At 57.8% G+C, this 14,719-nt stretch carries 14 protein-coding genes, 1 tRNA gene and 1 pseudogene; 9 read left to right on the forward strand and 7 right to left on the reverse strand.

What is annotated here, in order from left to right; genetic code table 11:
* Positions 1-103: 103 nt before the first annotated feature.
* Positions 104-391, forward strand: a pseudogene (locus ACQKOE_RS16080) (recombinase family protein); the annotation flags it as partial.
* Between the two features lie 12 nt (positions 392-403).
* Positions 404-1,612, forward strand: a complete 1,209-nt coding sequence (locus tag ACQKOE_RS16085; protein WP_427513764.1) for a recombinase family protein — start codon at positions 404-406, stop codon at positions 1,610-1,612.
* A gap of 1 nt (position 1,613) precedes the next feature.
* Here the strand turns inward: ACQKOE_RS16085 and ACQKOE_RS16090 are convergent, their stop codons facing one another.
* Positions 1,614-1,826 (reverse strand): helix-turn-helix domain-containing protein, encoded by a 213-nt coding sequence (locus tag ACQKOE_RS16090; protein ID WP_427513725.1) that lies wholly within the window; start codon positions 1,824-1,826, stop codon positions 1,614-1,616.
* Between the two features lie 18 nt (positions 1,827-1,844).
* On the opposite strand from ACQKOE_RS16090, the gene ACQKOE_RS16095 reads away from it, so the two are divergent.
* Together ACQKOE_RS16095 and ACQKOE_RS16100 are read left to right on the forward strand one after the other, a co-directional pair.
* Positions 1,845-2,765 carry a PDZ domain-containing protein gene (locus tag ACQKOE_RS16095; protein WP_427513726.1) on the forward strand — a complete coding sequence of 307 codons (921 nt, stop codon included), beginning with the start codon at positions 1,845-1,847 and terminating at the stop codon, positions 2,763-2,765.
* The gene (locus tag ACQKOE_RS16100; RefSeq protein WP_427513727.1) at positions 2,762-4,219 is read left to right on the forward strand and encodes an ADP-ribosylglycohydrolase family protein; all 1,458 of its coding nucleotides are present in this window, start codon (positions 2,762-2,764) and stop codon (positions 4,217-4,219) included. The genes ACQKOE_RS16095 and ACQKOE_RS16100 overlap by 4 nt, the downstream gene beginning before the upstream one ends.
* Before the next feature lie 247 nt (positions 4,220-4,466).
* Here the strand turns inward: ACQKOE_RS16100 and ACQKOE_RS16105 are convergent, their stop codons facing one another.
* The 3 genes from ACQKOE_RS16105 to ACQKOE_RS16115 form a co-directional block, all read right to left on the reverse strand.
* A complete protein-coding gene (locus ACQKOE_RS16105; protein ID WP_427513765.1) occupies positions 4,467-5,024 on the reverse strand; it encodes an FRG domain-containing protein in 558 nt (185 codons plus the stop codon).
* Positions 5,025-5,045: 21 nt separating this feature from the next.
* Positions 5,046-5,285 (reverse strand): hypothetical protein, encoded by a 240-nt coding sequence (locus ACQKOE_RS16110; RefSeq protein WP_427513728.1) that lies wholly within the window; start codon positions 5,283-5,285, stop codon positions 5,046-5,048.
* Between the two features lie 478 nt (positions 5,286-5,763).
* A complete protein-coding gene (locus ACQKOE_RS16115; RefSeq protein WP_427513729.1) occupies positions 5,764-7,416 on the reverse strand; it encodes a DUF6119 family protein in 1,653 nt (550 codons plus the stop codon).
* Between the two features lie 265 nt (positions 7,417-7,681).
* Here ACQKOE_RS16115 and ACQKOE_RS16120 point away from each other — a divergent pair, with 265 nt between their 5' ends.
* The 4 genes from ACQKOE_RS16120 to ACQKOE_RS16135 all read left to right on the forward strand — a co-directional run bounded on the left by ACQKOE_RS16120 (position 7,682) and on the right by ACQKOE_RS16135 (position 10,365).
* Positions 7,682-8,137, forward strand: a complete 456-nt coding sequence (locus ACQKOE_RS16120; protein ID WP_427513730.1) for a hypothetical protein — start codon at positions 7,682-7,684, stop codon at positions 8,135-8,137.
* A gap of 71 nt (positions 8,138-8,208) precedes the next feature.
* The gene (locus ACQKOE_RS16125; protein ID WP_427513731.1) at positions 8,209-9,549 is read left to right on the forward strand and encodes a site-specific DNA-methyltransferase; all 1,341 of its coding nucleotides are present in this window, start codon (positions 8,209-8,211) and stop codon (positions 9,547-9,549) included.
* Positions 9,546-9,992 carry a DUF5681 domain-containing protein gene (locus tag ACQKOE_RS16130; RefSeq protein ID WP_427513732.1) on the forward strand — a complete coding sequence of 149 codons (447 nt, stop codon included), beginning with the start codon at positions 9,546-9,548 and terminating at the stop codon, positions 9,990-9,992. The genes ACQKOE_RS16125 and ACQKOE_RS16130 overlap by 4 nt, the downstream gene beginning before the upstream one ends.
* Before the next feature lie 286 nt (positions 9,993-10,278).
* A tRNA-Leu gene (locus ACQKOE_RS16135) sits at positions 10,279-10,365 on the forward strand.
* Between the two features lie 166 nt (positions 10,366-10,531).
* On the opposite strand, the gene ACQKOE_RS16140 is transcribed toward ACQKOE_RS16135, so the two are convergent.
* Complete coding sequence (locus ACQKOE_RS16140; RefSeq protein ID WP_427513733.1) at positions 10,532-10,798, reverse strand: hypothetical protein; 267 nt, start codon at positions 10,796-10,798, stop codon at positions 10,532-10,534.
* A gap of 148 nt (positions 10,799-10,946) precedes the next feature.
* On the opposite strand from ACQKOE_RS16140, the gene ACQKOE_RS16145 reads away from it, so the two are divergent.
* Positions 10,947-12,761, forward strand: coding sequence for a recombinase family protein (locus tag ACQKOE_RS16145; protein ID WP_427513734.1), 1,815 nt, complete (start codon positions 10,947-10,949; stop codon positions 12,759-12,761).
* Here the strand turns inward: ACQKOE_RS16145 and ACQKOE_RS16150 are convergent.
* A complete protein-coding gene (locus ACQKOE_RS16150) occupies positions 12,751-14,307 on the reverse strand; it encodes an ADP-ribosylglycohydrolase family protein (protein ID WP_427513735.1) in 1,557 nt (518 codons plus the stop codon). The two genes, ACQKOE_RS16145 and ACQKOE_RS16150, sit on opposite strands and share 11 nt — an antisense overlap.
* Complete coding sequence (locus ACQKOE_RS16155) at positions 14,286-14,621, reverse strand: hypothetical protein (protein WP_427513736.1); 336 nt, start codon at positions 14,619-14,621, stop codon at positions 14,286-14,288. Before ACQKOE_RS16155 ends, ACQKOE_RS16150 begins: the two co-directional genes overlap by 22 nt.
* Positions 14,622-14,719 lie beyond the last annotated feature (98 nt).

The following is a 14,719-nucleotide window of genomic DNA, read 5'->3' on the forward strand; positions in this document are numbered from 1 at the left end:
CTCCGGTTCCGCTTCGCTCCACCTGCGGTCACCCATGGCGCCGGAGGCAATCTTGCACTAACAATTAACGCGGACCACTCAGTGGGGGCCGGTCACCGGCGGGAACATGGAGCGACCCGGCCTAAAGCGGCTGATGGCTGATGTTGCAGCCGGCAAGGTCGACATCATCCTCGTCTACAAGATCGACCGCTTGACCCGCAGTTTGGCCGACTTTGCCAAAATCGTAGACGTGCTCGACACCGCCAAGGCGAGCTTTGTCTCGATCACCCAGTCGTTCAACACCACCACGAGCATGGGGAGGCTAACCCTCAACATGCTGCTCTCGTTTGCCCAGTTCGAGCGCGAGGTCACCGGCGAGCGGATCCGCGACAAGATTGCTGCCTCCAAACGCAAGGGCATGTGGATGGGCGGCCCCCTGCCCTTGGGCTACGATGTCGAGAGCCGCCGCCTGATCGTAAATACGAAGGAAGCCGACCTCGTCCGGCAGATCTACCAGCGCTACCTTGAACTAGGCTCGGTGGTCGAGCTGGCTGATGATCTCAATGCCAAGGGCTACACGACTAAGGTTCAGCTCAGAGCCAGCGGCCCCCACCGGGGCGGCTGCGCGTTCCGCAGGGGTACGCTCTACCATCTGCTCTCAAACCCGATCTACCGCGGCAAAATCATCCATAAGGGTGAGGTCTATCCCGGCGAGCATGAAGCAATCGTTCCGGAAGATCTGTTTGAGGCTGTCCAGGCCAAGCTCAAGGCCAATGCCTCGGGAACATCGCGGCGGCTGAGGGGCCAGCAGCCGAGCCTGCTGACCGGTATCCTCCAGGGCAGCGACGGCCGCGCGATGACCCCAAGCCATGCCAGCAAGGGCAAGGCCCAGCGCTACCGTTACTACGTCACCCGGCCAGACCAGACCACGGACCAACCCGCATACCGCGTCTCGGCGCATGACCTTGAGCAGATTGTCACCGCGAAGCTAGCTGCCTACTTCGCAGCACCCAGTAATATCGTTGGCCTCGCCCAAGCTGACATCGAGGCACATGCGTTGCAGCAGGCACTGGCCAAGGCCGACCTCACCGCTGCTAAGCTGCGCAGTGGGTCAGCCAAGGCCAAGCATGCGATCATCACTCAGGTGCTCAGCCAGGCGATCCTCCGCGAAGCCACGGTCGAGCTTGCGCTCTTCGCCAATGGTTTAGTCGAGATACTTGGCATTGAGCTTGATTCATCCGCAGTGCCGATCACGCTGAGCGTGCCTGCGCATCGGGAGCGGCGGGGACATCAGATCCGGCTGATGATCGCAGGCGATGGGCAGCCGAACACACTGGTTCCCCCACCTAAGCCTGCCCGCGATGAGAAGCTGATCGCCTCGCTCGCAGAAGCACATGCTGCGCGGCAACTGGTGCTGGATCATCCTGAGATCGCGCTGGCAGAGTTAGCTGAGCAGCAGGGCAAGTGCCGCAAGCATCTTAGCCAGCTGATCGAGCTGTCATGCCTTGCGCCAGAAATCGTTGAAGCGGTCCTTGCGGGTAAGCAGCCAGTGTCACTGACCACGGCCAAACTGCGCAGCACCTACCTGCCGCTGCCATGGAATGAGCAACGTGCGCTGCTGTTGCAGGCTTAAATTAGCGCGGCGCGCGGATTAGGTCAGCAGCTTCCACGTCCAAGGGCGCAGCAAGCTTGACCAGCACTTCAATCGTCGGATTGCGCGCTCCGCGCTCAATGTCGCTGATGTAGGTGCGGTGGATCCCGGCCTCGAAGGCATAGTCCTCCTGACTCCAGCCCTTGGCCGTGCGCAGGCGCTTCAAGTTGGCGCCAAGGATCTTGCGAATGTCCACCTGCCTTCAATCGCCCGCGTGTCGACGATCAATCTACAGACCATGAGTGACAAACGACTTGACTGCACCGTTGTTCCCGGCATGTCCTTTGTCACTTATTGGAGACAATGTGAGAGGTATTTGATGAACTATAAGCTAGTCCTGCCCCTTGCTCTTGGAGTCTTAGCTCAGCCTGCCTTTGCTCAAGGCAATTGGTACACGATCCCCTCGAACCAGGCCGAAGCGCGGTTTGAAGGCGAGAGCCTGGAAGGGGCTGACGGCAAGATCGCCAGCCGCTGCATGGACCGCGCCTGGACCATTGCGGGCCAAACTCCCAACCAGGTGGTCTGCGAGTTCAAGCTCGACGCTGTGAGCAGCGCTTTTGCCAAGGTGTTTCTTGGTAACCGCTATTCAACCGATCCGCGCGGGTTCGTTAGGTTCTCTCTAGTAAAGCTGGGATCAGACGTGCGGGTCCAGGCTTACACCTGGATCGAGACCGAGACTGCCTTTGGCCAGATGCGCCAGGAGGCGCAGACGGGTCCGGATTACTTTGACGGGGTGGTCACCCTTCTGCTCGATGCAGGCGGCGTGCTTCCTGAAGGCTCGCGGCGCCTTGGTCGGTACCTTGGCATCGTGGGGCGTACCGAGAGCGGCAAGCCTTGCTGCGGTTACCGCATCTTGCGTGTTGGCAGTAACACGCCGGCGCAAGCCGCCGGTCTCCAAGCGGGCGATGTGATCATCCGCATCAACGGCAAGAAGTTCAAAACCGACGGCGAGTTTATCTCGCGTTTCCGTAATGTGCCGGTGGGGACGGCTATTCCCGTAGTGTTCACCCGCAATGGCGCCGAGCAGCAGGTCCAGGTCACCTCGCGTGAATGGCCAGCGCTGAGCAGTGATGAGTTCCGCAAAGCCAATGCCGAGCTCAATGGTGATCGCACGCAAGAAAGCAAAGCTCCTTGAAGACCAGTCTGACCCATCCCTTGCAGATTGCCGAGGTGGCAGGCGCAGCTGGCACCATTGGGATCACCTTCTGTCCTGGAAAGCAGCAGCGCTCGGCCTTCTCCGGGCAGTGGAGCCGGGATCTTGCCATCGATCTCGACGTGATCCGTGACTGGGGGGCGGCCGCCGTTGTGACCTTGGTTGAGGACCATGAACTGGCGAGCCTTAAGGTCGAAGCTCTTGGAAGCGCAGTACAGGCCCGGCACATGGCTTGGCACCACTTGCCGATCCGGGATGTCTCAACGCCCTGCTCGCGATTTGAAGCGCAGTGGCAGGATCGCGGTGAAGCCTTGCGCAGTCTGCTGCGTCATGGGTTCAAGGTCCTGGTCCACTGCAAGGGCGGTCTGGGCCGGGCTGGCACGATTGCGGCACGCTTGCTTGCGGAGCTTGGGACCGATCCAGCCGAAGCGATCAGTATGGTGCGGAGTGTGCGGCCGGGTGCAATTGAGACCGAGGCGCAGCGGCGGCATGTCCTCAATGCAACGCCAGTGCCCGAGAAACAGCCAGATACCTCGGTTGAAGCGATCCGCGACCGGGCGGTTGGCGCGCTGCTCGGGCTTGCTGTGGGCGATGCTCTAGGCACCACGCTCGAGTTCAGAAGGCGCGATACCTATCCGCTGCTTACTGACATGATCGGAGGCGGACCGTTTGGTCTCAAGCCGGGTGAATGGACTGACGATACCGCCATGGCTTTGGCGCTGGCCGACAGCTTGATTGCCGAAGGCGAACTAAACGAGCACGATCTCATGCGCCGGTTCCTCTCCTGGTATGAACAGGGCACCTATTCCTGCACGGGAACCTGCTTCGACATTGGGATCACCACCCGGCAGGCGCTGATGCGGTTCAAGGCGAGCGGTGATCCGATTGCTGGATCAAGTGATCCCAACAGTGCCGGCAATGGCAGCCTGATGCGGCTTGCGCCGGTGGCGATCCGGTTCCACCGCGACCGCGCCAAGCTGCGCGATGCGGCGGCGCGGCAGAGTAGGACTACGCACGCCGCGCCCGAGGCCGTGGATGCTTGTGTGGTCTATTCTGAGATGCTGGCCGATGCGATTGAAGGGCGGCCGGTTAACGCGGTGCTGCAAGGGCAACAAGGCAACTGGACTGGAGCCATTGGTAAGATCGCAGCAGGCTCTTGGCGTGGTAAACCTAGGCTGCAGATACGCGCATCAGGCTACGTTGCGCATAGTCTTGAAGCATCGCTGTGGAGTGTTGCTAGAAGCGGAAGCTTCGCAGAAGCTGTGCTGCTCGCAGCCAACCTTGGCGAGGATGCGGACACCACGGCGGCGATCACAGGGCAGCTGGCTGGGGCATTTTTTGGAGCAAACAAAATCCCGCAGACTTGGCAGCAGCGGCTCGCACAGCAGGAATATATCGAACGCCTTGGTTCTCGATTGCACTCAATGGCGGCTTAGTTGGACACTCCGGAAAGGCATCTTTTGGATAATAAAAAAGCAATAAACTGCAATTCAATTCGATCCATGCCGCTGTCGGTAATGCGCTCAGGCGGGAGGAGTGAATAGCCTATCGCGCATATCTCTGCAAAGCCCGTCCAACCCTGGGAACAGTGATCCATATGTGATGCCCATAAGCTCAAGCTCGCGCATAATCTGGGGGCGGCTACCTATCGGCAGATCGCAAACGGTTAGATAAGTCGCTCCGTCAGCCTCCTCGCGTTCGCGAATGAAAGCCTCGACATCTGCGACATTCGTGACTGTCGATTGCCTGTTGTGGGGAATGTCTGGGGTTGCCGAATGGCATCGTCTCGACGACGACGACTTGATTTGGTGCTGCGTCGACGACGAAGCCAGCCTTGCCGTACCTATTGATCCACGCGACGCGATCAAAAATGTAGATTCGCGGCGAGCTTTTGGCTTCAACGTTTTCTTGGAAGGCAAAGTAGGCAGCGACGAATGGAGAATAGGACCAATCAAGCATTGGCGTGGGATAGCCATGATGCTGCAGGATGCTCCATATTGCTGCGTTGTGCTGCAAATTGCCCAGTTGGAGAGGGTACTTCAGCGTCTCTGCGACAGACCCGAACAGCAAATCTATGTCCTGTGTGATCCACTGGTTTAGATTCTTGCGCCAAGTCCGATGGAACGATGTTGCGAGCTTGAATGGTTGGCTCTGTCCCCGAAAGATGTATTGGCGAGGCTGCTGAGCAGTCGCCCAATGGCGAAATTGCTCCCATGAAACGAGATCTGGACGGCGCGTCAGAACTGACGGGCCAGCGGGGTCTTAAAGCCTTAACGTAACTTTGCCTTGCTGTGATCCTTGGTCTGCGGCTTGGTTCTGAACTAAGCGGAGAAAGCGTTTCACGCCGCTCGGCTTGCTCGCCACGACTGGTTCAGGCCGGGCCCATGCGACCATGAGGTCAGCACCGATCAAAGAGAATTCGACATCAACGTGAGGTGGCATCGCCTCGCCATAATTGCTTTCGAGATATGCTTCGGCCTCTTTTCTGTCTTGGGCAGACATTATCCCTCCCGCGGGATATAGATAGATCGATGCGAGCCTTGCTTGAAAAGGCTGATCCTTCGGCAGATTTATGTCGAACAGATAGCCGGTAGATTCGGGTCGTCATAAAAAAGGTAAGCTCGGCCAATCAAACCGAACCCACGGTCCTCTATCTCGATCCTCAAAGTACCGGGTATTTCACCTTCAGCTCTGCCAATCCATTGCCCGATCATTCATTCCTCCCTCTGCGTTACTCATGAAGAGATGAACGGGAACTTCAAGCTGCATTTGCCGTGGTAATGGGGTGTCGAGCTCATTGAGGTAGCTCGATCATACTGCTTCACCTGCAGGCCTTCGCGAAACTACTGTAATGAAAGGTAGACCCACTAGCTCCAACATTCCTGTATCGTGGAGCTGCAGGTTAGCTGGACCAACAGGCGTTCTCGACGAGCGCAACAAAGGCGACCAATGACGGCTGTGTCAACGCGAGGCGACTTGCCTAACCTTTTACTTTCGCGATCAGGTGTAACTCAACGGCGAAGCCCATCAGCGCTAATCGTTGGGCGACTGCCCGTAGCGCAATCTTGCTGAAAAACGGCAGATCGAGCGATTTCGATTGCATGCCGGGATGGCGCATCACCCCAAAGACGATCGTGAAGTCGGTCGTAACAGGCTTGGTGCGCCCATCGGGCACTAAGTTGCCGAACCCGGTCCGAGAATACTTGCGCTCGCGCGCAGCGATCGCCTTCCGAAAATCCGAGCGGAACTTGGCATCAGAAACGAAGCTTTCAGCCGAGACTAGACCTTGATTCCACAGGTGGCTCAGTGGGGCGGAGGCGTGGCCGTCCTTGAGGTGGATGATCTGCCGGCTCATAGACAGAAAGTCGCAAGGCTCGATATTGGCAATCTTAGCGCCAGCGGGATTGGTGCGGGTCTGGTCGAGGCATAACAGATCGGACCGGCTCTGAAGCTGTGCAATAAAGTCCCGCTCATTCACGGCGGTGGTCTGCATTTCGAACGGCCGTGCGAGAAGCCCCTTATACGCCTTGTCGATCTCGCCATAGAAGCCGCGGTCGACCAGATACCATTGCCCGTCAAACAGGATGTAGACCTCACCTTTGTGATGTGCCTCATAGACTATGCACGAGTAAACCTTGCGCCGGTGGGTGCGGTCGGCTTGCCCGTCTGTCATCACGCAGATCTCATGCGAGGCCTTGATCTCAGCCATACCATTGATCGAGGCAAAGTCGCCGCGCTGGAGCTCGGCGACATAGTCTTCAATGGCGAGTTCCGCAAAGGCGGGCTTGCGGCCTTTGGCAAAGCCTGCGCCGAAATAGCCGATCTCGACTTCTTTGCCTGGGGAGAGGATATCGGGAATGGTAAGGTGAAGGTCCGAGGCTCCGCCCGCGACCAACGCAGCCAGTTGTGCATAAGCCAAGGCGTCGAGCTCGGCGCACCTAGTCCGGTCGGTGACTAGCTCAACATGGTCGACGAAGGGAAAGTCGCGGCGATAGGCCTTGGTTTGGTAGATCGCCAGGGCGCGCTCGCAATAAGCGACGATGTTGCCCGGCGCAATCTGTGCGCGGGTAGCGAGCGCATCGCGACCTGAAAGAGCCTTCGCAAAGTCGCCCGATTTGGGGACGCCCGAGGCGAGGCGGACCAGCTCACGGTTGGTGTCGATCTCAAAGGCAACCAGGTCAGCGTTGCGGCTTGCTTGGGTGCGGCGCTGCATAACCGTCGAATCTAAAGCCGCACTGTCGATCGTCCTAAGCTGGTCGCGCGCCACCTGGCTCAGCGTAACCTTGAGCCCAAATCCGCGCTCTACCGCGCCGTCGGCGAGGGAATGGTGCCCCTGTCCGAAGCAGATTGCGAACAAACGCTTGGCCGGCTTGGTAACCTCCACGAAAAGCACGGCTGAGCAGGATTGGGTGCGCAGCATTCCGACAACGTCCGGCGCCAACCCACCTAAGAAAGTCACCCAGCCCGGAGAATTCGGCCGCGTCTGGCTAATCCAAAGTTCACCCACGGTGCTGGGAATGTGACTAAGGCCATGTTCCGGCTTGAGCGCTTCGGCCGCGGTCGCGACCGTGAGGAGACGCAATGAGAGCGCGACAGTGCTTACCGATGGCGCCGCAATGGCCGATGCCGACATTGTGTGCCTTCCCGAAGAAATAACGCCGCCCGCACCGCAGCTCGCCCACTTTTATCATGACATTTTGAAGATTGGACTCATTATATCTCCAAATTGAATAGTGCTCCTTGAAGCTTTCGTTTCTAGCAAACGTGAGTGCAAAGTACCTAAACCACCGCTATGTTGGCAGGAGCCGCCTCGGAGCAGAATATGTCTTTGGAGACTAGCCGCGATTTCGCCTACAACTGCACTGCAGCTCCACCTGTCTCCAGCCCAATCTTCAGCTATGAAAATCCGCAGAACTGCGCCCTTTTGGGCGTGGTGTTATGTCAAATTGTTGGAGATTGTGTCCCTGTTCGGACTCAATGGTGCGCGGTGCAGTCCAGAGCAAGATCGTCTCCAGGAAATTCCCTGCAATTTGAAATCTGACACCGGCCCGCAGTTGGATACACCCCAGAATGGACAGATTTCTGCGGTTCCAGCTTGGCCGAGGCACAGCAATTCCCGTGCGCAGAGCAGGGAATTTGCAGGGAATGAGCAGGGAGAGGAAAACGCGTTTTGCGGTGAGGGGATGTTCTATCCCGTTTGCGGATCTGGCTGGGGCGAGTATCACATTCTTGATACTATTGATCGGATTGCAAAATCTCTCTTGTCAGCCCGATTTGGCGATGGCAAATTGACCCCACTCCCAAAGGCTGCGGCGCCTTATTCCATGATCGCAGCAGGCAAGAGTGCCGTGTGAGCTAACGAGCGAACTCACGGGCAGAAAGCTGGGGCCTCGCCCCCAAGCTCTCACAAATGTGAGCTCTTCCCATGAGGATTTTAACCGATCCGCGTGTCGAGCAAGTCGTGCTCGACAAGTTGCGCCCGTACCCGGGTAACCCCCGGACCCATTCCAAGCAGCAGATCCAGCAGATTGCTGCCAGCATTCAGCGCTTCGGATTTACCTCGCCGCTGCTGGTCAGCGATGATCTTGAGATCATTGCCGGTGCAGGGCGGCTGCTTGCCGCAAGGCAGCTCGGGCTCGAGCGTGTGCCGGTCATTCGCCTGGCTCATCTCGATGAGACCGAGCGGCGCGCCTATGTCCTGGCTGATAACCAGCTCGCCTTGCAGGCGGGCTGGGACAAGGAGCTGCTCGCCATCGAACTGGGCGGCTTGATCGAGCTGAACTTTGACCTTTCCGTAATTGGCTTTGAGGCGAGCGAGGTCGAAATCATCCTCGGTGAGGCGGCTGAGGCTGATCCGCAGACGGCGGACGAAGAGGAGGATGCAGTCCCGCCGCTCGATGCCGTGGCGGTCACCCGGCCCGGTGATATCTGGCTGCTTGGGCCTCACCGGCTGATCTGCGGCGATGCCCGCAGCGTGGAGGTTTACGATGCCCTGCTGGGCAATGAGGAGGTGGGTCTGATCTTTACTGATCCCCCTTACAACGTCCCCATTGCCCGCAATGTCTCTGGCCGGGGCGAAGTGCGGCACGGCGACTTTGCCATGGCGACTGGCGAGATGAACCGGGAGGAGTTCACCCAGTTTCTGGAAGAAACGCTAGGCGCAGCGGCGAGCCGCTGCCTGGACGGCGCCATTGCCTATGTCTGCATGGACTGGCGGCACATGATGGAAGTGCAGCTTGCCGGTGAGCGGGTGTTCAGTGAGCTCAAGAACTTGTGCGTCTGGAACAAGGGGATTGGCGGGCAGGGCAGCTTCTACCGCTCGCAGCATGAACTGGTATTCGTGTTCAAGGTCGGCAGCGCGCCGCACATCAACAACTTTGGTCTGGGCGGGGGCGGGCGCTACCGCACCAATGTCTGGGACTATGCCGGTGCCAACGGCTTTAGCAGCAGCGGGCGCACCAGTGACCTCGTGCTACATCCGACGGTCAAGCCGGTCGCCATGATCAAGGACGCGCTCCTCGATTGCTCGAAGCGCGGTGATATTGTCCTCGACTGCTTCGCCGGATCGGGCAGTACCCTGGCAGCCGCCCACAAGACTGGGCGCAAGGCCCGCCTGATCGAATACGATCCGCGTTACTGTGATGTGATCGTCCAGCGCTATGAGCAGCTCACCGGCAAGGAGGCCCTGTTGCAAGCCACCGGGCAGCCTTCCGAAGAAGTTGCCGCGGAGCGCCTTGCCTCTCTCGGCGAGGAGGACGGCCAATGAGCAAGGGCAGCAACAAGGGCGACTACGAGGTCGGCTACGGCAAGCCTCCGGTTGCCACCCGGTTCAAGCCTGGTCAGTCGGGTAACCCCAAGGGCGCCAGGCGCAAGGTCCCGCCCAGCAATCTTGGCGAAGCGGTCGATGCGGCGCTGATGAGGCGTCAGACAGTCATGATCGATGGCAAACGCAAGCGGATGAGCCGGCTGGAGATCATGGCGGAACGGATCACGCTTGATGCCGCCAAGGGCGATATCGAAGCCCAGCGTGAACTGATCAAGATCCATCAGTTTCATACCAGGCTCGAGCGCCAGTCGCCGCGTCAAGGCGCCGTCGATCAGATCGTCGACGTCCACCTCAAGATCGGGGATGAGACGATCGAGAGGAGGGTAGAACAACTCTTGATCGAGGAGCGCATCAAAGAACTCAAGGCGCAGGGATTTGGATAAGGCCAACGCATAAACATTCCGAAGATTGATTTATCCACCCCACTGATTCGAATGGACCGAACGTTCTTCGAGGTTAAGTTTCGCGTCATTCTAGAATGCATTTGGGTGGGAAGACAGGCCGCGCGATTTGAAAACTGAGAACCTAGCTTAGGGAGTGGCTGCCGGAGATGGATCGGACGGCTCTTCTGATTCACAACTTCCATTTTCCGCGCTTGCAGCCGTTCGCGCCCTTTGCTAATGGCCCGCTCCTACCCCCCCGGGGCGCCACCGGCACCCCGATGATTTAGCGGTCGTGGCGGAATTGGTAGACGCGCAACGTTGAGGTCGTTGTGGGCGAAAGCCCGTGGAAGTTCGAGTCTTCTCGACCGCACCATTCAGTCCACAGGGGGACTGATCTCCAGTGATTTTGACCATGAGATGAGCCTACAATGGCGCGTTTCTGCTGATCTTCAACAAACTGATTTGGTCTGGAGACCGACAGAGGCACTGCTGCGGAGGGGGCTTTTCGAAGTCAGTCTCCAGCCAGCGGGTGCTCGCAGTCAAAGCCGGGTGTATCGGAGTAATTTGCTTCTCCGCTTTGGGTTATACCAGTCTGGCCGCTGGCTATCCTCGATTGCCCATATCCAACCATCATCAAAGGCGGCCCTTGATATCGGTCCGAGTTCAGCGAGAGCAAGCTGGTGATAGTGTTTTTTCGTGAATGCCTTCAGTTTACCCAGCGCCATATGTGGCATCAACCAGTCCCGGCAGCGCTTTCGGTCTCGAAGTGCTTTGCGGATTGTTGCCTGCAGATTGAGTTCGGACATTGTTTTTACCTGCCATCTAGAGATTTTACCGACAACTGTGCTTGCAAACGCTGACCAAAGCGGCGGCTTGAAACACCATTCACATGGGCGGTGATCCAATTACCGACCAGGTTTGTTGTACTCCTGTTTCAATTGCAGGAGGCACCAGATGCCAAATGACCGTACTTCACCGCTAAAGCGCTGCGCCATCTATACCCGCAAGAGCACAAACCACCTGTTAGAGCGCGACGTAAACTCGCTGACAACACAGCGAGAGATTTGCAGCGCGTACGTGACTAGTCAACAATACCGAGGCTGGATCGAATTGCCCCACGGTTATGACGATGGTGGACATTCGGGCAGTCACCTTGAACGGCCTGCACTTTCCAACCTGATGCGGGACATAGAAGCTGGAAGTGTGGACACTGTTGTAATTTACAAGATTGATCGGCTCACCCGGAGCTTGCTCGATTTTGTTCGGCTCATTGAGATTTTTGATCGACGCGGGGTAGCGTTGGTCTCGGTTTCGCAGGCTTTTGATACTTCTGACAGCATGGGCCGGATGATTTTGAACGTCCTCCTCACTTTTTCGCAATTTGAGCGCGAACTCATTGCCGAAAGGGTGCGGGACAGCATTCGCACGCGTAAAAGGCACGGAAAGGTGCACGGTGGGCTGCCGCCATTCGGTTATGTCGCAACTGAAGACGGGCTTGAGATCGACGAGAGTGAAGCAGCGATTGTCCGCTTCATCTTCGAAGAATTTCTAAGGACAAAAAGATATACCACGGTGATGACGGCCGTACGAGAAGCCGGATTATGCAGTTCGATCAAGTACTCGAAGCGGGGAGTGCCTCGCGGCGGTACTCCTTTGAATCCTTCAACGGTTTACCAGATAATCCGAAGTCCAATCTATGTCGGCGAAATTCAAGGACACGATAGAACTTATGCAGGCCGGCATCAGCCGCTGATTACAAACGAAACCTGGCAAGCTGCTCAAGCAATCAGTGCAGAGCGAACAAAGCGGCCTCCTCATGCCAAGAGCACTAATCATTTTCTTGCTGGATTACTCTGGGATGACTTGGGGCGGCACATGTTGCTTGATGTCGATTGGCATCGCGGAAAGGCTAATTTCAATTACGCTTCAAGCAACGCGATCTGGTCGCAACGTGAATACCGGCGCGCATATCGTAGCCGTGCCGACCATCTCGAAAGTTTGGTGATCGCTGCTGTCTCAGACTTTCTCAGCGACCGGAAAAAATTACGCACTGCACTAAAACGCTTTGGTGTTTATGGTGATGAACTCGAAAAGCTTGCTCAGCTTGGCGCGTCAGCAGCCGAGCGCTTGGAAACCACTCCAGCCGAGCAGATGTGTGAACTGTTTGCTGCGCTCTTGGTCCGGATCGAGCTAAGCGAAGATAAGATATCGCTCGAATTTCGTCTTATCGAAGTCCACCGCTTCCTCCTGTGGGAGGGGGGCACTGCCTTTCAGGGAAGACCAACTGACTGGCCTTGCAGTGATGCGCGGTCGACGATCGAGGTTCCTGCGTGCGCGCTATCGGCCGAACGTTGGACAACTGTTCACTTGCACCCGCGCGATCCGCAAAGTCGGTCTGCCCCTGACAAAGCCTTGCTCAAATTGATGGGCCGGGCGCGACAAGCTCAGCGATTAGTCGATGAAAACCGCGAGAGAACCATTACGAGTTTGGCTGCAGAATTGCGCTGTAAGCCAGGCCACTTTTCCCGTCTGATCCGGCTAAATTATCTTGCACCCGACATCGTCACCGCAATTCTCGATGGCACACAGCCTGTCGGGCTGACGCGAGACAGTCTACTGAAAGCAAGCCTTCCTTTGGATTGGTCGCTTCAGCGGAAGTTGTTCGGATTTGCTGCTCCGACGAGAGAGATAGCCGCACGCCATTTATACGGTCGCGGCATGTGGCCAACAGAGCCTAAAAAAGTCCTCGAGCAGAGGTCTAGCCAATGATCAACTGGGTGCGGGTTAAGCTCATAAGTTCATCAGCCATTCCTGCAATTCGCGCCCTCCAGGCGAGCCGATACAACCAAGTCTGGGGAATATTCGACGCACCGTGCAGTGCACCAGCCAGTTGCCCCGTAATCGCAGCGGTGGTGTCGGCATCTTCGCCAAGGTTTGCGGCAAGGAGCACCGCTTCTGCAAAAGTGTTGCTTCGAGCAACACTCCACAGCGATGCTTCGAGGCTATGAGCGACATAGCCCGAAGCACGGATCTGGTGCCTGGACTTTCCGCGCCATGAGCCCGCAGTGATCTTAGCAATCGCGCCAGCCCAGTCTGCCGAGTGCCCGTGCAGCACTTCGCTAGCATGCCGCCCTTCAATCGCATCAGCGAGCATCTCGGCATAAACAACGCAGGCGTCGACCGCTTCAGCTGCAGCGTGCGTAGTCCTACTTTGCCGCGCCGCCGCATCCCGCAGCTTCACCCGGTCCCGGTGGAACCGGATCGCCACCGGCGCAAGCCGCATCAGACTGCCATTGCCGGCAGTGTTGGGGTCGGTTGATCCAGCAATCGGATCCCCGCTCGCCTTGAACCGCATCAGCGCCTGCCGGGTGGTAATCCCTATGTCGAAGCAGGTCCCCGTGCAGGAGTAGGTGCCCTGTTCATACCAGGAGAGAAACCGCTGCATGAGATCGTGCTCGTCGAGCTCTCCGCAGGCGGCCAAACTGTCGCCCAGTGCCAAGGCCATCGCGGTATCATCGGTCCATTCACCCAGCTTGAGCCCAAACGGTCCGCCTCCGATCATGTCAGTAAGCAGCGGATAGGTATCGCGCCTTCTGAACTCGAGCGTGGTGCCCAGTGCATCGCCCACAGCAAGCCCAAGCAGCGCACCAACCGCACGGTCGCGGATCGCTTCAACCGAAGTGTCCGGCTGTTTCTCCGGCACTGGCGTCGCTTTGAGCACATGCCTGCGCTGCGCCTCTGTCTCAATTGCACCAGGCCGAACCCTGCGGACCATGCTGACCGCTTCGGCTGGCTCTGCTCCGAGCTCCGCCAGCAAACGCGCCGCAATCGTCCCAGCGCGGCCCAGACCGCCCTTGCAGTGGACCAGCACCTTAAACCCATGGCGCAGCAGACTGCGCAAGGCTTCCCCCCGTTCCTGCCAATGTGCTTCAAACCGCGCACAAGGCACGGAGACATCCCGGATCGGCAAGTGGTGCCAAGCCATGTGCCGGGACCGAACTGCGGTTCCAAGATGCTGAACCTTGAGGCTGACCAGTTCGTGGTCCTCAACCAGCGTAACCACCGCAGCTGCGCCCCAGTCACGGATCACGTCGAGATCGATAGTAAGATCCCGGCGCCACTGTCCTGAAAATGCCGAACGCTGCTGCTTACCAGGGCAGAAGGTAATCCCAATGGTGCCACTTGCCGCAGGCACCTCGGCAATCTGCAGTGGATGGGTTAGGCTTGTCTTGATCGTGATAACGGGCTCCTTCTTGGCTTCTTTGAAGAGAAAGGTTCGTTTGGCGCCAAGATCTAACAACCGAACTTGGACCAAGCTTCGTTCACCGCGTCAGCGCCGTCTTCTTCAAGGAAGACCGCAGAACCTGCGCCAACAAAGCGCTGCTGGCCGCTCTTGCCACCAAAGCCGTTGGTTGCATTGACGTAACCGCACACAATGTTCTGGCCGTCATAGGTGATTGCGTGAACGTTGCTGAACTGGGCGCTGTCTGGATCGCGCAGCCTGCTCTTAACGGCAATCTGCACATCAGCAATCGCCCAGCTTTTCTTGTCCTCTGGCGTTTTCGGCCCCGAATTACAGGCTGCAGTACCGGCAAGGAGCAGCGGGATTATAATCAAACGGTAGTTCATGGGTTCTCCTTCTAATGTCTCCAATAAGTGACAAAGGACATGCCCGGAACAAGCGTGCAGTCAAGTTGTTTGTCACTCATGGTCTGTAGATTGATCGT

The sequence above is a fragment of the Novosphingobium sp. NPDC080210 genome (assembly GCF_050281025.1).
Lineage (GTDB): Bacteria > Pseudomonadota > Alphaproteobacteria > Sphingomonadales > Sphingomonadaceae > Novosphingobium.